The organism is Alphaproteobacteria bacterium (assembly GCA_033762625.1).
GTDB lineage: Bacteria > Pseudomonadota > Alphaproteobacteria > UBA9219 > RGZA01 > RGZA01.
The window spans coordinates 18,745-36,017 of sequence record JANRLI010000020.1; the positions used below are offsets into that span (position 1 = coordinate 18,745).

At 47.5% G+C, this 17,273-nt stretch carries 16 protein-coding genes; 5 read left to right on the top strand and 11 right to left on the bottom strand.

Annotated elements, in window-relative coordinates; all coding sequences use genetic code 11:
- Positions 1-34: 34 nt before the first annotated feature.
- Both ppdK and SFW65_09175 read left to right on the top strand, forming a co-directional pair.
- A complete protein-coding gene (gene ppdK, locus SFW65_09170) occupies positions 35-2,722 on the top strand; it encodes a pyruvate, phosphate dikinase (GenBank protein MDX1923284.1) in 2,688 nt (895 codons plus the stop codon).
- Positions 2,723-2,806: 84 nt separating this feature from the next.
- A complete protein-coding gene (locus tag SFW65_09175) occupies positions 2,807-4,369 on the top strand; it encodes an MCP four helix bundle domain-containing protein (protein MDX1923285.1) in 1,563 nt (520 codons plus the stop codon).
- A gap of 3 nt (positions 4,370-4,372) precedes the next feature.
- Here the strand turns inward: SFW65_09175 and SFW65_09180 are convergent, their stop codons facing one another.
- Genes SFW65_09180 through SFW65_09190 form a run of 3 tightly spaced genes read right to left on the bottom strand, consistent with a single transcriptional unit; the run spans position 4,373 to position 7,635 of the window.
- Positions 4,373-5,377: a TerC family protein gene (locus SFW65_09180; protein ID MDX1923286.1), complete on the bottom strand. Its 1,005-nt coding sequence runs from the start codon at positions 5,375-5,377 to the stop codon at positions 4,373-4,375.
- 38 nt (positions 5,378-5,415) lie between these two features.
- A complete protein-coding gene (locus tag SFW65_09185) occupies positions 5,416-6,597 on the bottom strand; it encodes a hypothetical protein (GenBank protein ID MDX1923287.1) in 1,182 nt (393 codons plus the stop codon).
- 3 nt (positions 6,598-6,600) lie between these two features.
- Complete coding sequence (locus tag SFW65_09190; GenBank protein MDX1923288.1) at positions 6,601-7,635, bottom strand: polyprenyl synthetase family protein; 1,035 nt, start codon at positions 7,633-7,635, stop codon at positions 6,601-6,603.
- Positions 7,636-7,721: 86 nt separating this feature from the next.
- On the opposite strand from SFW65_09190, the gene SFW65_09195 reads away from it, so the two are divergent.
- On the top strand, positions 7,722-8,495 hold the full coding sequence (locus tag SFW65_09195) for a methyltransferase (protein MDX1923289.1): 774 nt from the start codon (positions 7,722-7,724) through the stop codon (positions 8,493-8,495).
- A gap of 331 nt (positions 8,496-8,826) precedes the next feature.
- Entirely contained in the window at positions 8,827-9,441 is a 615-nt protein-coding gene (rpsD, locus tag SFW65_09200; GenBank protein ID MDX1923290.1) for a 30S ribosomal protein S4, read from the top strand.
- Positions 9,442-9,496: 55 nt separating this feature from the next.
- Here rpsD and SFW65_09205 read toward each other — a convergent pair whose 3' ends face one another.
- On the bottom strand, positions 9,497-9,979 hold the full coding sequence (locus SFW65_09205) for a copper chaperone PCu(A)C (protein ID MDX1923291.1): 483 nt from the start codon (positions 9,977-9,979) through the stop codon (positions 9,497-9,499).
- Positions 9,980-10,418: 439 nt separating this feature from the next.
- Between SFW65_09205 and SFW65_09210 the strand changes: the two genes are divergently transcribed.
- A complete protein-coding gene (locus tag SFW65_09210) occupies positions 10,419-11,216 on the top strand; it encodes a trypsin-like peptidase domain-containing protein (protein ID MDX1923292.1) in 798 nt (265 codons plus the stop codon).
- Positions 11,217-11,447: 231 nt separating this feature from the next.
- On the opposite strand, the gene SFW65_09215 is transcribed toward SFW65_09210, so the two are convergent.
- The 7 genes from SFW65_09215 to purQ all read right to left on the bottom strand — a co-directional run bounded on the left by SFW65_09215 (position 11,448) and on the right by purQ (position 17,215).
- Positions 11,448-11,762 carry a hypothetical protein gene (locus SFW65_09215; protein MDX1923293.1) on the bottom strand — a complete coding sequence of 105 codons (315 nt, stop codon included), beginning with the start codon at positions 11,760-11,762 and terminating at the stop codon, positions 11,448-11,450.
- Between the two features lie 177 nt (positions 11,763-11,939).
- Positions 11,940-12,281: a Grx4 family monothiol glutaredoxin gene (gene grxD, locus SFW65_09220; protein MDX1923294.1), complete on the bottom strand. Its 342-nt coding sequence runs from the start codon at positions 12,279-12,281 to the stop codon at positions 11,940-11,942.
- A 143-nt stretch (positions 12,282-12,424) separates the two neighbouring features.
- Positions 12,425-12,658, bottom strand: a complete 234-nt coding sequence (locus SFW65_09225) for a BolA family transcriptional regulator (protein ID MDX1923295.1) — start codon at positions 12,656-12,658, stop codon at positions 12,425-12,427.
- Positions 12,659-12,671: 13 nt separating this feature from the next.
- Entirely contained in the window at positions 12,672-13,169 is a 498-nt protein-coding gene (locus tag SFW65_09230; protein ID MDX1923296.1) for a GDYXXLXY domain-containing protein, read from the bottom strand.
- Entirely contained in the window at positions 13,159-14,301 is a 1,143-nt protein-coding gene (locus SFW65_09235; GenBank protein MDX1923297.1) for a DUF2157 domain-containing protein, read from the bottom strand. The genes SFW65_09230 and SFW65_09235 overlap by 11 nt, the downstream gene beginning before the upstream one ends.
- Before the next feature lie 2 nt (positions 14,302-14,303).
- Positions 14,304-16,517 (bottom strand): phosphoribosylformylglycinamidine synthase subunit PurL, encoded by a 2,214-nt coding sequence (gene purL, locus SFW65_09240; GenBank protein ID MDX1923298.1) that lies wholly within the window; start codon positions 16,515-16,517, stop codon positions 14,304-14,306.
- Between the two features lie 38 nt (positions 16,518-16,555).
- The gene (gene purQ, locus SFW65_09245) at positions 16,556-17,215 is read right to left on the bottom strand and encodes a phosphoribosylformylglycinamidine synthase subunit PurQ (GenBank protein ID MDX1923299.1); all 660 of its coding nucleotides are present in this window, start codon (positions 17,213-17,215) and stop codon (positions 16,556-16,558) included.
- Positions 17,216-17,273 lie beyond the last annotated feature (58 nt).

The following is a 17,273-nucleotide window of genomic DNA, read 5'->3' on the forward strand; positions in this document are numbered from 1 at the left end:
ATGTGTTTAATGAGACCTCCTGAGGGGATACTTTATGGCTAATAAATGGGTTTACAGTTTCGGTGAAGGCAAGGCAGAAGGTCGTGCAGACATGAAAAACCTTCTGGGCGGGAAGGGCGCAAATTTGGCTGAAATGACCAATCTCGCGCTTCCAGTGCCGCCGGGGTTCACGATTACCACCGAAGCATGTGTCCATTATTACGCTAACGGTCGCAAGTATCCCGCAGAACTCAAAGCACAAGCGGATGAATCCTTGGCGCTGATTGAAAAGCGTATGGGCAAAAAATTCGGCGATGCGAAAAACCCGCTACTCGTTTCCGTTCGTTCCGGTGCGCGCGCATCCATGCCCGGCATGATGGACACTGTTTTAAACCTTGGCCTCAACGACATTACGGTTGAAGGGTTGAAGGCACAAAGCGGTGATGAACGCTTTGCCTATGACAGCTACCGCCGCTTCATTCAGATGTATTCTGGCGTTGTACTGAATGTTGAATATCATCATTTTGAAGAAGTGATTGAAGATCAAAAGCACAAACGCGGCGTGAAGCTTGATACGGAATTAACTGCCGCTGACTGGCAGCAGGTTATTGAAGGCTACAAAAAAGTCGTATCTGCGCAAACCGGTAAGCCATTCCCGCAAGATGCGCAGGAACAGCTTTGGGGCGCGATTGCTGCCGTGTTCAATTCTTGGATGAACCAGCGCGCTGTTACGTACCGTAAGCTCCATAACATCCCTGCGGATTGGGGCACAGCTGTTAACGTGCAGTCCATGGTGTTCGGTAATATGGGCCAAGATTGCGCAACGGGTGTTGCATTTACCCGTAATCCTTCAACCGGCGAAAAGATTTTCTACGGCGAATATCTTGTGAATGCACAAGGTGAAGACGTAGTTGCCGGTATTCGTACCCCGCAATCCATCACTATTCAGGCAAAACAAGCCAGCGGTTCTGACCTTCCCGCGATGGAAGAAGTCATGCCAGCGGTTTATAAGCAATTCATCGCGGTATGTGAAAAATTGGAAAAGCATTACCGCGATATGCAGGACATTGAATTCACCGTTGAAAAGGGTGTGCTGTTCATGCTGCAAACCCGCAACGCAAAGCGCACTGCAAAGGCGGCGTTGAAGGTTGCCGTGGATCTGGTTTCCGAAGGTTTGATTGACCAAGCAACGGCCGTTCAGCGCGTTGAACCATCGGCGCTTGACCAGCTGCTTCATCCAACACTTGATCCCAAGGCGAAGCGCGAAGTGGTTGCAAAGGGGTTGCCAGCATCACCCGGTGCGGCATCGGGCCAAGTTGTATTCAATGCTGACAAGGCTGAAGAGCTTGCATCGAAGGGCGCGGCGGTTATTTTGTGCCGTATTGAAACCTCACCAGAAGACATTCATGGCATGCATGCCGCGAAGGGTATTTTAACGAGCCGTGGCGGCATGACCAGTCACGCAGCCGTGGTTGCCCGTGGTATGGGCCGCGCATGTGTTGCTGGCGCGGGTACTGTTCATATCGACTACAGCAAAGAAATTATGACCATCGGCAAGACAGTTATTAAAGCTGGTGACGTTGTGACGATTGATGGCTCGACAGGCGAGCTGATGCTTGGCCAAGTGCCGACTGTTCAACCTGAATTATCGGGAGATTTTGCTACGCTCATGGGCTGGGCTGATAAGTACCGCCGCATGAAAATCCGCACCAATGCTGAAACTCCGCTTGATACGCGTACTGCGCGTAAGTTCGGCGCGGAAGGTATTGGTCTTTGCCGCACTGAACACATGTTCTTTGACGCGGAACGCATCATCGCCGTACGTGAAATGATTGTTGCTGATGATGAAGCAGGCCGCAGAGCTGCGCTGGCAAAGATCGAGCCAATGCAGAAGAAGGATTTCGTTGAAATCTTCACCATCATGGCTGGGTTACCAGTAACCATTCGTTTGCTAGACCCGCCATTGCACGAATTCCTTCCAAAGTCTGAAAACGAAATGGAAGAAGTGGCAAAGGCAGCGGGGACCGATTTGGCCAAAATCAAGGTTCGCGCCCAACAATTGCATGAATCCAACCCCATGTTAGGTCACCGTGGTTGCCGCCTTGGCATTACATACCCTGAAATCTATGAAATGCAGGCGCGCGCGATTTTCGAAGCCGCTTGCGAAGTTCAAAAGGCAGGTCAGACCGTATTGCCTGAAGTAATGTTGCCACTGATTTTCTCCAAGAAGGAATTCACAATTCTGAAGGAAGTAGTGGATGCCGAAGCTGAAAAAGCGCAAAAGAAATACGGTGTGAAGGTGAACTACCTTGTCGGCACCATGATTGAATTGCCACGCGCAGCATTAATGGCTGGCCAGATTGCTGAAGCCGCTGAATTCTTCAGCTTCGGTACCAACGATCTGACCCAAACCACCCTTGGCATCAGCCGTGATGATGCAGGAAACTTCCTGCCTGATTACGCACGTCTTGGCGTTATGGAACGTGACCCGTTCGCATCGCTTGACCAGCAGGGTGTCGGCGAACTTATTCGTATTGCCGTTGAACGAGGACGGCGTACCCGTGCTGGCTTGAAGCTTGGCATTTGCGGCGAACATGGCGGCGATCCAGACTCCATCGGCTTCTGCGAAGGTGCAGGGCTTGATTACGTTTCATGCTCCCCGTACCGCGTTCCGATTGCGCGCCTCGCTGCTGCGCAGGCGGCATTGCGTCAGCAAGCATTGGCTGCCAAAGCCGCGGAATAAGACTGCCATAGAAGCGCCTTAGCCCAGATGTAGAAGGGCGCTTCGATTATACCCTTCGCCGAAGTAAATTTAAGGACCAGACCCATGTCAGACCATGATAAGTTAAATCCTGAAATGAATTCAGAAGTTCCAGACATCGTCCAAACCGCAGAAGCAGTAAAGCCAAAGCATAAGCCTATCACGCCCGTAGCAATGTTGTGGTTTTTGGCATTATTGGGCGTTGCATCGACGATTTTCTCGGTATGGGGTTTGTGGCGCATAACGGATTTATCCGTGCAATTCCAATCCAAAGATGACCGTTCATTGGTTCTGGCAGTTAATCTGAAAGAGGAAATCGCATCCTTTTCCATGCTCACCTATGATTTTCTGCTGCAACAGGATTTCAACCGCATGATGCTTAAAGAGCGTCAATCCAACAAAACCCGCGAAGATATTACGCAAAATCTTGGCAATCTGGCCATGCTCAGCACGTCGGGAACCGCTGGCACAGTGATCGAAGCCATTCGCTATAATATAACCAGCTTCCTTGCTGCAACCGACAAAGCTTTGGAAACAGCAGTTGAAGATGGCAACGCAACCAAAGCGCGTGGAATTTTACAAGATGAAGTGGAACCAGCATTAAAAACTGCTCAGAACTCTTTGAACGACCTTATTAATTCGCGTCAGCATTTCGGCGATGAACATTTCCAGTTTGTTCGCCAGCAATCGATTATGATTATTTTGCTGCTGGTTGGGCTTACCACCTTGGGCATGGCGATAATTGTTACGTTACGTTCGACTATTTTGCATAAATACGTTCAAAAAATCCGTAAACTGGAAATTGAAACCGAACAGGCGGCTTCCACCCGTGCACCCTCGGCTGATGAAGTGGCTGAAACCCGCAAACGTATTCTTGAAGCACGTTCGCTTTCTACCCTTGCGCTTATCAATCGCCTGAACCGCCTTCATAAAGACAGCGAAGAATTGAAGAAAGATATTCAGGTGTTGCAACGCCATGCCGATAGCGATATCAAGCAACCGCCACGCGTCGAAATCAACCGTAGCGAAGTGGAAATACTGCAACATCAGGGCGAAAAAATTGCCATGTCATTGGGTCGCATTGGTCACATCAATGACCAGACCAAACACTTTGTAGATTCGATTGGTGAATTGATGCACGGGATGCAAGGCCTTGCCACCGATGGCAATGTGGTTGCATTAAACGTAACCATTGAATTGGCAAAACTGCAAGCCCATCTCGGCGCACCCATTCCGGAAGAGAAAAATGCCAAGATTTCCGAACAAATTCGCGCACTGGCAACAACGGCGGCTAGCATTACCGGTAAGATGGCGATGGTGTTGAGCCAGTTCCGTTATGCGCAGCAAGATTTTGAAAAACAATCAGCCGAATTGGCGCAAATTAAAAGCGGCAGCAGCGCTGCGCTTGACACCATCAAGAACAATCTGCACATCCAGCAACAACAAAACAGCCAGCTGTTTGATGAACGTACTGCTTTATTAAGCGAACTTCCAAAGCTGGTTGCCAAGGTTGCCGCGCTAGAAGAGCAAATCACCCAAATCCAGGCGATGACCGAAGAAGAAATCGACGAACTGGGCGATATGCCAACGGGCCGTCAATTCAAGATTATCTCTGGCGGCGCTTCCTGATTTTTAAGCTTTGTCTTTTTTACGTGTTTTAAGCAGCGAAATCGCAATCCCGCTGAAAATGAGCGTAAGTACAACTGAAAGGCTTATTTCCGTTGGCATATGGTAATGTAGCAGTTCAGCCGCCGTAATCTTTCCGCCAATAAATATCAGAATAAATGCAAGCGCCTTGGACAAGTATTCAAAGCGATGCACCATGTCTTCAAGCAGGAAGAATAATGAACGCAGGCCAATAATCGCAAAGATATTGCTTGTATAAACGATATATGGGTCTTGGGTTACGGCGAACACTGCTGGCACGCTATCCACTGCAAACACCAGATCGGCAATTTCAACAAGCACCAACGCAACAAAAAGCGGCGTGATAAAGGTCATGTTGCGTGACGGATTCTGCGGGTTAGGCAGACGCACGAAAAAACGCTCCTTATGCAATTCCTTGGTAATGGGCAGATGCTTTTGCATCCATTTCAGCGCAGGATTATCTGCAATTTCACTGTGTTCGTTTTGAACAAATAGCATTTTGAAGCCGGTAAATAGCAAGAAGATGCCGAATATCAGCAATATCCAGCTAAATTGGCTAATCAGCGCGGCGCCAGCACCGATCATAATGCCGCGTAATATCAGCACGCCAAGAATACCCCAGAACAATACGCGGTGACGGTACTGTGCAGGTATTCCTAGAGAAGAAAAAATCAGCGAGATAACAAAAATATTATCAATCGAAAGGCTCAACTCCATGGCATAGCCGGTGAAGAATTCCATCCCTGCCTTTGCACCCAAATCCGTCCACGTGTCCCAGCCAAACAAGACGGCAAGTGAAATATAGATGAGGGTATTGATTAGGCTGCGCTTGACCGAAGGCGGGCCATCTTTCTTTTTGCTGAATAAGCCTAAATCGTAAGCCAGTATAGATACGATGGTGATTAAAAAATTCATCCACATCCATACCGGATGGCCCATCCAGTCGGTTTTCATCCATTCAGGCAGCATTGCGATTAAATTAATATCCATAAAAGGTTCCTATATTTGAATTATGTAAAAAGTATTGTTTAACCAAGACGGGAAAGCAATGCTTGCGTTGTAGTTGGGGCATCCATTCCGGCCAGTGCAGCTGCAAATTGCTGGCCGCGGGCAGTCTTGATGAACCGCTTGATAGTGCTTTGATTGCAGGTATTAACTGCGTGCATCAGTAACTCCTCGCGCAAATCAACAAGCATGGGCTGGCTTTCAGAATCATCGCGCATTTTAATACAGAATGCCGCAAGCGAACGCGCCCCACCCGATGCATATGGCGCCATATCCAGCATTAAAAGCCGTGCACCTGTTCCATTAAACGGGCAGGCATGCTTAAGCGTTTTGCCGTCATCGTCACGCGCAACTGAACCAAATGCACCTGATGAGATGGAATGGATAAGTCCGCGGCTAATATCTGCGGCGTCTGGTTTGTTGGATAAATCAAGTGTCGCCATACCAGGCAAAAGGAAGATCGGAAATAATGCCTTTACGCACACACGGCTCATCATATCGGCATATTGCCGGTAAGTTGCGAGCCAGTCTTTGGGATAGGTGTCACTCACATCCGCGGATGTGTCATAAAGCGCGGCAAACAATTGGGATGTTGTGAATTGCCATGCCCATAATCCCGCCCAAACTTCGGGATGCAAAACGCCGTAAAGATAAGATGCAATAATGTCGTCCTGATCCCACGGTGATTTTGGGAAACCGCGCAGTTTGAAAACATCAATTTGGTCAGTGCGTTTGATTTTGGATTCAAAACTGCGTTTCAATTCTTTTTTATCCAGCCAGCCTTGATGAAATGGAAAGCGGGGCAGGGCATAAATAATGTTGTCATAGATGCTTTGGGCCTCGATGCTAAGGCCGCATAACGGCTTGTCCAGCGCGGCTGCATACCATGCTTTTGGCAATTCCGTATTGTCACCTAATACTGCATTAAACGCGTGGGTCAAGGCTTTGAAATGGTCATCGACAAATGGGCGCAGCGGCCCATGATGTTTCTTTGGAAAATTACGAAAGGTGTGAACAAAAAAATCAATGCCCATGACTTCATAGGCCAGATTTTTTAACGGGCTTTCACCGATATGCGTACGCTTATCTTTTATGGCATACGAAAGCGATCTGTTGTGGGGTATGACTTCATCGCATGGTTTAAACGCACCGCTATCGAACGATTGCTTGATGCATTGCTCAAGGGCGGTGCTTAATTCCCGCATCGATTAATATTCGCGTTCCAGCGTGAAATCTACAACTGATAACAAGGCCGATTTAATCGGGTGTTCGGGGAATAGGCCTAAAGCGTCGCGGGCAATCGCCGCATAATGGCGCGCGCGGTCAGCAGCATCTTTTAAGGCCTGACTTTTTACCAATAAATCGATGGCCTTTTCTAAATCGCCTTCATTCTGTTCCAGATCTTCCAATGTGCGGCGCCAGAAGAAACGCTCGGCTTCGCCGCCACGATTATAGGCGAGAATAACGGGTAGGGTGATTTTGCCCTCGCGGAAATCATCGCCGATGGATTTGCCAAGGCGCGCTTGTTCAGCGGAATAATCTAGAACATCATCAATAATCTGGAATGCAAGACCAAGGTTTAGCCCAAAGGTACGCAGCGCTTCTTCTTCCGGCGCGGGGCGTGCAGAAACAACTGCGCCGATGCGGCAGGCAGCTGCGAACAATTCGGCTGTTTTTGCACGTATAACTTCCAGATAGGCTTGTTCGCTGGTGCGGATATCATTCGTGGTGGTGATTTGCAATACTTCGCCTTCGGCAATTACGGCGGAAGCATTTGAAAGGATGCGCAATACGTCCAGTGAACCGTCCTCGGTCATCAATTGAAATGCGCGACTGAACAGGAAATCGCCAACGAGCACCGTGGGCTTATTACCAAAGAGCGTGTTTGCCGCAGGCTCGCCGCGGCGCAGATTGCTGTCATCCACCACATCGTCATGCAGCAGGGTAGCGGTATGAATAAATTCAACGCAGGCTGCAAGCTTGCGGTGCCGTACCCCGTCATACCCGCACAAACGGGCAGAAGCGAGGGTAAGGACAGGACGCAACCGCTTGCCACCTGCTGCAATTAAATGGCCCGCTAATTGTGGAATAAGCGCAACGGGCGATTGCATGCGCTGCATAATTACTTCGTTCACAGCCAAAAGGTCTTCTTGGACTAATGCCGTTAAATCACTTAACGCATCACTACGCGATTTACGTTTGGTATTTTCAACCGGCTTGGCGAATGAAACGACTGTTGACATGGTAAGAACTTTTGTTAAGTGAATGCTCAGAATACGCTTAAAGAATTCGAGGCGGTTCAACTTAACGCATCTGTTATTAAATTCAAATGGCAAACGAAAATACCGATTTAACCGAAGATAAGCTATTGGGCGGGAAGGTTATTATTTTCCAGCCTAAAAAGGGATATCGCGTTGCTGTTGATAGCTGTTTGCTTGCAGCAGCAGTGCCTGCGAAGGCAGGTGATAGGGTGCTGGATTTGGGTGTGGGTACGGGCGCGGTCAGCTTGTGCATACGCGCTCGTGTACCGCAATGCAAAATCACCGGTATTGATAAAAATACGGGCTATCTGGAACTTGCTGCAAAATCAGTTACCAAAAATAATTGGGAGCGTTCGATTGATCTGCATTTTGGTGATGTATGCCGCCCGCCGCGCGTGATTGAACCCGCAAGCTTTAATTATGTGGTGGCTAATCCACCGTATTTTGAAGAGGACGCCTATTTCAAATCACCCAACGCCGGAAAAAGCGAAGCTCATGCTACGCATGGCTCAAAACTGGAAAATTGGGTTTCTTGCGCGAAGACGTATCTAAAGCCTGAAGGATGCTTTCTTGTTATCTTTCCGAGCGATAAAGAAGAAGTTTTACTTGCCGCACTAAAAGCACATTTCAACGAAATTGCGGTCTTCAGGGTCTATTCAAGCGATGAAACCACCCCAATACGGGTGATTATGACCGCAAAGGCGTCGCAAACGGATGAAAAAACGGTTTTAGAGCTTGGAAAACTCTATATTCGGGACATAAAGGGCGATTATACGGCGCAAGCGCGAGGAATACTTTGGGAAGGAAATGCGCTACAGTTTGTTCGCCCGTTGGCTGCGTAACGCTTCAAACAGCTGCTATGTGCGCATCCGGTTCGCCTGTCGATATGTAAATGCCGTCGATAAACGATGATTTGCTCACTGTCCGTTAGTCTTCATCACTCAATCTTGCTGTGAGCCTAGTCTAACTGCATGAAAATAATCAGCTTTTTCGACTATCATGGCCTGGCTTCTAAATGTTTGACAAGGCTCAATAAATCCTTATGTTTGCGCCATTCCCAGAGAATGTGGATAAGGCTTTTACTGGCCATATCACGGTTCCGTCATAGCACGGGTAGGCCTATCGGGACAATATAATGCCCAATAATTGGGTCATAAAAACAAGGAATAGAGTATGTCAAAACGCGCTACAGCTAAATTTAAGATCAATCGCCGCCATGGTTGCAACCATTGGGGCCGTGCAAAATCCCCGCTCAACAAGCGTGATTACCGCCCAGGTCAACATGGCCAACGCCGCAACAAGCTGTCTGACTTTGGTCAACAGTTGATGGCAAAACAAAAGCTCAAAGGCTACTATGGCAACATCGGTGAACGTCAGTTCCGCCGCTATTATTTCGAAGCTATTCGCCGCCGTGGTGACTCTTCTGAAAATCTTATCCAATTGCTCGAAAGCCGTTTGGACACCGTTGTGTACCGTATGAAGTTCGCAGCAAGCCCATTCGCTTCACGCCAGCTTATCAACCATGGTCACGTCAAAGTGAATGGCAAGCGCGTAAACATTGCTAGCTACGCTTTGAAGCAAGGTGATACTGTTGAATTGCGCGAAAAATCACGCCAATTGACCGTTGTGATGGAAGCAGCCGCAAGCCAAGAACGTGAAGTTCCAGAGTTCATGGCTGTTGATCACAAAGACATGAAGGGCACGTTCACACGCGTTCCCGCAATGAGCGATGTGCCATATCCGGTACAAATGGAACCCGCACTCGTTATCGAATTCTATTCACGATAATCGACTGCCAAGTGTTCAAGAAAAAGGCTCCGGAAACGGAGCCTTTTTTATTGGCTTAGTGACGCTTATCGCTGCCGGCTTTTTTATCGTGATGACCGTCATCGCACAGGCTTATGTCACCAAGCTTTGTGAACAATAGCTGAGCTTTAACTTGGCCTGCATGTTCAAAGTTAAGCGTAATGGGGTGTTTTGCTCCGGGCTTGATGGCTTTTTTAACGTCATTCAACCGCAAGTGAATGCCGTGCATTTTAAACTTCACTGCTTCATGGCTGGCGACTTCCAGCTTTTCCAGTTTTTCGTCTTCATTCACGATATCGATGCTGCTGGCAATCGGGGATGAAGCGCTCAGCAGTACATCCTTTTCATCGCCGTTGTTGGTTATTGTCATATAGGCGTGGGTGGCTTCGCCCTTCAAGGTAACCTCATACGCATAGGGATGATAGATGGACAGGCCGCCAGCCTCGTATTCATGGGCATAAAGAGGATTAAGGGCAGGGTTAGTCAGAAATAGGGTAAACAAAACAATACGCAGTAGCATCGGGTTCCTTTCGACTTGGGGGTGGCGTATCAGAACCTAAAATCAGCGCATTTAGCAAGGATCGGCTAGGAATCGTAATTAGCTTGCCTAAGGAATGGACTCGGCATTTTTGTCACTCTGACAGCTAATTTTTTGATGGATTTTGTTCATTTACGCCGACGCTACTTTTTAAGCACCCTGTGGATAAAAAGCGTTTGGCTTCAAAGGAATAGCATTAAATGCTTAGAGTGTTTCGATAGAAAAAATATCAATCTTTTCAGATGGTTAACGCATGTAACACGTCTGATGAAAGTAAAAAACAAATTGTTACTTTCTGTTATTAAATGATACTCTTTCCCTAACATTTGATATAAATTTTATTAACCGACTTGTTGGAAGTATAACAACTAAACAGATAACCCAAAGCTTCTAAACGGTCATTGGTGACGGGAATTAAAGAATGAAAAGCATTTTAAAATCAACAGTATTAGCCCTCGCAGCCACCCTGACCCTGATGTCAGGTTCTGCTTTTGCACAAATGTGCAATCCATACAGCAAGGCTGATGCGACCGATGTCTTCTCTGCGTCATCTGCTGCGGTAGTGGCTATTGAATCCACCAATGGTGGTAGCGAATTATACGGCTCGGGTTTTTTCTGGGATAACCAAGGCCATATTGTAACCAATGTTCACGTGCTTGGCCAAAATACAACCGTTATCCTTGCCAATGGTCAGCGCGTTACACCGGAAGTAGTGGGTGTTGACAACAATTTTGACGTCGCGATTTTGCATGTTCCAACCAGTGGCGGTTTGATGCCGCATGGTAACAGCGGTGTGCTTCGCGTAGGCGAACAGGTTTATGCAATCGGCAATCCCTATGGTGTAGGTATCAGCCTTTCGCGCGGTATTGTGTCCGGATTAAATCGCAGCATTGAAACGACTGAACGTCGTAAACTTTCAAATCTGGTACAAACCGATGCTGCGCTTAACCCGGGTAATTCAGGTGGTCCGCTGATTGATCAACGTGGCTGCTTAATTGGTATGAATACAGCTATTTTATCGCCTAGCAGCACATCATCAGGCGTAGGTTTTGCAATGACTGTCGAACAGCTTGCTAGGGTTGTTCCAAATATCATCGCTGGTCGCAGCAGCGGCATTGCGGCAGCAGTTACCAGCAGACAAATCGGTGTACAACCTGCTGCACAACCGGTTGGCGCGCAAGGTTATCGTTCACTGCGTGGAAACTACGCTGGCTTTTAAGGTTTAAGTTTTACCAGTTTCTTTTGTGACTCTAACCCGTCGTACCTCCAGGGTCACAATTTTCTAGCCCCCGTTCACGCAAGTGGCGGGGGCCTTTTTTTGCGTCAGAGAAATTTAAGTGCACAATAAAAAACCCCGCCGGTCACTCCCGGCGGGGCATATTTCCCATGATTTTTATATGAACTTTTTAAAGTTCTTATTTTTTATTCGTCGTACTTCCAGAACTAAACCTTAGCGTTGGTATGGTGAGTGTGCAAGGCCAAGGATATTGGAAGAGCCCTGAACTGGATGGGCTGTGTAATAACCAATTGAGGTTGCAAAGATGCGGCCGTTTGATGAAACAGGCATCGCACCTTGACGTTGGCCTAGCAGACTTGCATGCACTGGAATATCAAATGAAACAGAAGCACCGTTGGTGATGCCTTTGTTTACAGCAATAACGCCGTAAGCGTCTGGATTGTTGATGTAATCGCCGCGTGTATCAGCAAAAGCAGCGGTGCTGAATACAGTCATGGCTAATGTAGCAATCGTTAGTAACTTGTTCATGGGGTAGCTCCTAAGTGGCGTGTTCTGATACAACCACTATCCCCCAACATCCTTTCCTGATGCTTAATTATCACGGTTAGCAAACGGTAAATTAACCATAAAATGCAAGCATTTACAGCCCATTATTAAAGCTAATGGGATGCGGTAACACCATGGTTTGTTTGGAAAGTGGGGAGATTAAGCAGCGTTTTCTTGAAACGGTACGCCCTTATCCTTGAAAAGTTTCTTTAATTCACCTGTGGAAAACATCTCGCGCACAATATCGCAACCGCCGATGAACTCGCCTTTGACGTAGAGTTGGGGGATGGTTGGCCAGTTGCTATAATCTTTAATGCCTTGGCGCAATTCTGCATCTTCCAGAATGTTGATGCCTTTAAAGGTCACGTTCATGTTCTTTAAAACCTGACAAACCGCACTGGAAAACCCACACATCGGAAAATCAGGCGAGCCTTTCATATAAAGCACGACGGCATTATCAGCGATATCCTTGGTAATGCGGTCAACGATGGCTTGGCTCATTCTGATACCCCTTAAAATCATTGAGTTGGACAGCCTTTATATAATAAAGACGTAGGCGAAAGTAAATTGCTCATATATCTGAGTATTAGGCTGCTAAAAGACTGTTTTTTGAAGATATTTTTCCTTCAGGTATGTATTTTTAACTAGCTCGGAATGGATGTGTACAGCGCCAGCGCGTGCAATTCACCGCCCATTTTACCCTTTAATGCGGCATAGACCATTTGATGCTGTTGAACTCGTGACTTACCGATAAACGAAGCGCTTTCAACATAGGCAGCATAATGGTCACCATCACCGCGTAAATCCTCAATGCGCACTTTCGCGCCGGGTAACCCCTCGCGGATAAGTGCTTCAACTGCCTTTGCTTCCATTGCCATGATCGGGTTCTTTCTATTTTGATTCAAATGGATTGGCGGATGGCATTGCCTTCACGGGTTTGCCGTCCAATAGCAAACCATGTATAACAACAGCATCATTATTCAAGGTCACAACAGCCATCAGACTATATGGCTTTTCGCGAACGGCTTTTTCTATCGTTGGCGCGGTTGTTTCATCAACATATAATTTTGTTGGCATGGAAAGCGAACGCATTGTCGTCGTGTTTTTGCTATCAAGTAAGGCTTCGCACTGTTCGTTGCGTGCTTCTTCGCAGCTTTTATACTCAATCCCACTCGATTTTAAACAGCCGCATTTGCCGGCAATCTGCTGAAGAACTGTTGAATTAATGCTGATATTGATATAATGGCCATACAGCAGGCTGCGCGGATCGTATCCTTGTACGGGCAATATGAAATGGGCCCCCATATTACCGACAAGGCCGTAACCAATCATCAAGATGAACGCGACGAATGGAAGCGCAAGAAAGGTGATTGTCAGTTTATGTCCCATGCTGCGCCCTTAAATACTTTTGCACGCGGCGCGTGCCGTATCCCAATCCAATAAATAATAAGCCGCCAATGATCATACCGATGCCGGTTGATGCTAATGTGCCGAAAACCTCCAGATAAATGATGAATATGCGAAGGCTTATGACCCACACCACTTGATCCAATGCCTGCTGATTATCCATTAAATGGGCAACATATCCCAATACCAACCAGTAAGCGATGAAACTAACCGCACCCATCAACGGGATGGCGGGGTGAATAAAAAGGGCAGGGGTCAACATGGCGATGACCGTTGCCCCATACAAAATAATAGAAGGTTTAAATTCCCATACCGTCTTATTCACGCGGCTTAAAACGGTGAGCAGTGCAAACACGCCAAAGGTCACCCATACACTGGAGAGATTATCCCAATATTTTGCATAACTGGCTGCGTCGAAGTCGATACGCCATAAAATTTGGCTCATGCTGCCGCTTAGTACAAAACTTAATATGGCGAGTAATCGCAGCGGTTTTGCAAATAAAGGAAATTGTTCATTTGCCCAACGCAAATTGCTAAACACAATATAAATAGACGAGACGATGGTAACAATCATTCCACTCAGATTTGCGGATATCCGCTCGGATCCTAAATCAGCAAGCCATAACGCAAGCAGCGTATTCTGTGCAATCACACCAACAATCCATGCATAGGCAACAAAGCGCGTAGTGGTGTATGCCAAGACAAGCGGGCTCGATATCAGCATCCATATCAAGATGGCAAAAAAGGGATGCGATTGGGTCTGAAATACCTGCCCAATCAGTGCGACGAAGGTCAGGTTTGTGCCAAAAACAAGCAGCACATAGATATCACGTGCCCAGCCTTCTTGATTGCGATGTTTATAAAATCCATAACCAAGTGCAACGCTAAGCAAAGCATGAGCACCAAGCTTTGCAGCATCGGGAATAGCATTCCAATTTGCGCCAATGACCGCAAGTATGCCGAGGATGAGGGATAGACCGCCCAGCATCATAATAATCCGGAAGTAATTACCTTCCTTCTTTTCGCCAGCCTTTTGTTCAAGCATTACTTTTGCTTGTTCTGATGTAATCACACCTTGTTTTACCCATGCATCGATTTCTTTAGCTGACGTCATGGCTATCCTTCCATCAATGCAGGCAATGTTCCTTCATGGGCTTTACGTAAATTTGCAACGGATATAATCGGTTTATCATCAAGCTTGATGTCAGGGCTGCCCATGAACCCAAGGAATTCCAGTTCCACACCGGCTTTTTTCGCCGCATCGAACACGGATTGTTCGTGATATTGATGCGCGCGGATGGTGATGATGTAACGGCCTTGGTCTTCGCCAAACCAGTATGCTGGGGTGTTTTCTGCCTGTTCCAGCGCAATGCCAACATTGGACGCAAGGCATACTTCCGCCAAAGCAACCAGCAAGCCGCCGTCGGATACATCATGGCAGCATGGAACGGTACCGGCATTAATCAGGGCGCGGACAAAATCACCATTCTTTTTCTCGGCTTCCAAATCGACGTGTGGAGCGGTTCCTATTTCCTTGCCGTGCAATTCACGAAGATATAACGACTGACCAATATGACCTTTCGTTTCACCAACTAATAATACAACATCGCCTTCGCGCGCTGCGTTGACCCGAGCGATTTTTGAAACATCTTCCACCATACCAACGCCCCCAATAACGGGCGTTGGAAGAATGCCCTCGCCCTTGGTTTCGTTGTATAGCGATACGTTACCAGAGATAACCGGGTAGGTAAGGGCGTTGCATGCGGCTGCAATCCCTTCTACACAGCCGGCGAATTGGCCCATGATGCGTGGTTTTTCGGGATTTCCAAAATTCATATTATCTGTAATAGCTAGGGGTTTGGCGCCAACTGCCGTTAGATTACGCCATGTTTCGGCAACGGCTTGTTTGCCGCCTTCCACAGGGTCGGCAAAGCAATAACGCGGGGTGCAATCCACCGTCATAGCTAACCCACGTTTTGAACCGTGCAAACGTACCACAGCAGCATCACCGCCTGTTGCAACGGTGTCAGCGCCGACTTGGCTATCATATTGTTCATAAACCCAGCGGCGAGAACATAAATCTGGGCATGCCAATAATGTTTCTAACGCTTTTCCAAGCGTCATATCAGCAGGAAGCGGGTAAGCATCGGCCTTTACTTCCGCTTGTTTTGGTGTGGGTTCATAGGGGCGATTATACTGCGGCGCGTTTTCAACTAATGGTTCAACCACGATATCGGCTTCAACTTTACCTTTGTGTTTCACAACCAAACGGCCGGTATCGGTCAGCTTGCCAATGACCACGCAATCCAGATCCCATTTTTTGAAAATCGCAGCGGCCTTTTGTTCAGCGCCGGGTTTCAAAATCATCAGCATGCGTTCTTGGCTTTCTGAAATCATCATTTCATAAGCATTCATGCCGGTTTCGCGCTGTGGTACATCATCCAGAATTAGCTCCATGCCAAGGCCGCCCTTGGAAGCCATTTCAACGGAAGATGAAGTGAGGCCAGCCGCACCCATATCCTGAATAGCAACAATCGCATAGGTCGCCATCAATTCAAGGCATGCTTCAAGGAGAAGCTTTTCAGTAAATGGGTCACCCACCTGAACGGTTGGGCGTTGTGAATCAGCGTTATCATTAAACTCGGCGGAAGACATGCTCGCGCCTTTAATACCATCGCGGCCAGTCTTTGAACCGACGTAGCAAACGGAATTACCTACGCCCGCAGCCTTCGCGTAGAAAATTTTATCTTGGTGGGCAACGCCAACGGTCATCGCATTCACAAGGCAATTACCGTTATAGCTGGGGTGAAAATTCACCTCGCCCGCAACCGTGGGAATACCCATGCAATTGCCATAACCGCCAATACCTGCAACCGTACCGCCGAGCAATTGCTTAGTTTTTGGATTTTTAATATCGCCGTAACGCAGCGCGTTCAGGTTTGCAATTGGCCGTGCGCCCATTGTGAATACATCACGCAGAATACCGCCAACGCCCGTTGCTGCACCTTGATATGGTTCAATAAAGGATGGGTGATTATGGCTTTCAATCTTGAAAATCGCCGCCAGCTTCTCGCCGTTGGGGCCCAGGCCAATATCAATAACGCCTGCATTTTCGCCTGGACCACAAATTACGATATCACCTTTGGTTGGCAATTTACGTAAATGCACCTTGGATGATTTGTAAGAGCAATGTTCAGACCACATCGCAGAGAATATGCCCAGTTCGCACAAGGTTGGATTACGTCTTAATGTTTTAATCATCAATTCAACTTCGTCGGGCTTCATTCCGTGCTCGGCGGCGGTTTTCGGAATATCAAAACTTGCTGACATTTGCTTCCCTTGAGTATTTTGGGCTAAATTCGTTTTCATTATACGTTCTCTACAATTGATTTAAAAATGCCACTGCCATCCTCACTGCCCAGTACCGCGTCATTGGCGCGTTCAGGGTGAGGCATCAGGCCAAGAATGGTGCGTTCCTTGTTAAAAATTCCGGCAATATTCTGCACTGAACCATTCGGGTTATCGTTATAGCGCAGCGCGATTTGATTATTATCTTCCAGTGATTTTAGGGTGTCATGGTCAGCAAAATAATTGCCATCGCCATGCGCAACAGGAATGCGTAAGTTTGCACCCTTTTGGTAGGCTTTTGTGAACACGCTGTCATTATTCTCGACTTTTAATGAAACGGTTTTGCAGATGAATTTCAGTTTCTGATTACGCAGTAATACTCCCGGCAATAGCTGGGTTTCGCATAGAACCTGAAAGCCGTTGCAAATTCCCAGAACGCGCACACCTTTTTTTGCCGCTGCAATCACTTCGCCCATGATGGGTGAATGCGCTGCCATCGCGCCGGTGCGCAGATAATCGCCGTACGAGAACCCGCCGGGAATAACGATGATATCGGATTTGGGAAGCTGGCTGTCGCCATGCCAAACCATGGTTGGCTTTTTACCTGAAGCTTTTTCAAGTGCAACCGCAACATCGCGGTCGCAATTGGAACCTGGGAATACAATAACGGATGCGTGCATAACGTCTCTGAATTAAGGAAAAAATGAGAGCTGTAAACTAATGCGTTTTTTCGCAAAT

Excerpts from the sequence above, each read along its gene's own strand:
- purQ (MDX1923299.1), bottom strand. The coding sequence starts at position 17,215 with ATGCACGCATCCGTTATTGTATTCCCAGGTTCCAATTGCGACCGCGAT.
- SFW65_09180 (MDX1923286.1), bottom strand. The coding sequence starts at position 5,377 with ATGGATATTAATTTAATCGCAATGCTGCCTGAATGGATGAAAACCGAC.
- SFW65_09225 (MDX1923295.1), bottom strand. The coding sequence starts at position 12,658 with ATGGCAATGGAAGCAAAGGCAGTTGAAGCACTTATCCGCGAGGGGTTA.
- SFW65_09230 (MDX1923296.1), bottom strand. The coding sequence starts at position 13,169 with ATGGGACATAAACTGACAATCACCTTTCTTGCGCTTCCATTCGTCGCG.
- rpsD (MDX1923290.1), top strand. The coding sequence starts at position 8,827 with ATGTCAAAACGCGCTACAGCTAAATTTAAGATCAATCGCCGCCATGGT.
- SFW65_09205 (MDX1923291.1), bottom strand. The coding sequence starts at position 9,979 with ATGCTACTGCGTATTGTTTTGTTTACCCTATTTCTGACTAACCCTGCC.
- SFW65_09190 (MDX1923288.1), bottom strand. The coding sequence starts at position 7,635 with ATGTCAACAGTCGTTTCATTCGCCAAGCCGGTTGAAAATACCAAACGT.
- SFW65_09185 (MDX1923287.1), bottom strand. The coding sequence starts at position 6,597 with ATGCGGGAATTAAGCACCGCCCTTGAGCAATGCATCAAGCAATCGTTC.
- grxD (MDX1923294.1), bottom strand. The coding sequence starts at position 12,281 with ATGAGCCAAGCCATCGTTGACCGCATTACCAAGGATATCGCTGATAAT.
- purL (MDX1923298.1), bottom strand. The coding sequence starts at position 16,517 with ATGTCAGCAAGTTTTGATATTCCGAAAACCGCCGCCGAGCACGGAATG.
- SFW65_09175 (MDX1923285.1), top strand. The coding sequence starts at position 2,807 with ATGTCAGACCATGATAAGTTAAATCCTGAAATGAATTCAGAAGTTCCA.
- SFW65_09195 (MDX1923289.1), top strand. The coding sequence starts at position 7,722 with ATGGCAAACGAAAATACCGATTTAACCGAAGATAAGCTATTGGGCGGG.
- SFW65_09215 (MDX1923293.1), bottom strand. The coding sequence starts at position 11,762 with ATGAACAAGTTACTAACGATTGCTACATTAGCCATGACTGTATTCAGC.
- SFW65_09235 (MDX1923297.1), bottom strand. The coding sequence starts at position 14,301 with ATGACGTCAGCTAAAGAAATCGATGCATGGGTAAAACAAGGTGTGATT.
- SFW65_09210 (MDX1923292.1), top strand. The coding sequence starts at position 10,419 with ATGAAAAGCATTTTAAAATCAACAGTATTAGCCCTCGCAGCCACCCTG.
- ppdK (MDX1923284.1), top strand. The coding sequence starts at position 35 with ATGGCTAATAAATGGGTTTACAGTTTCGGTGAAGGCAAGGCAGAAGGT.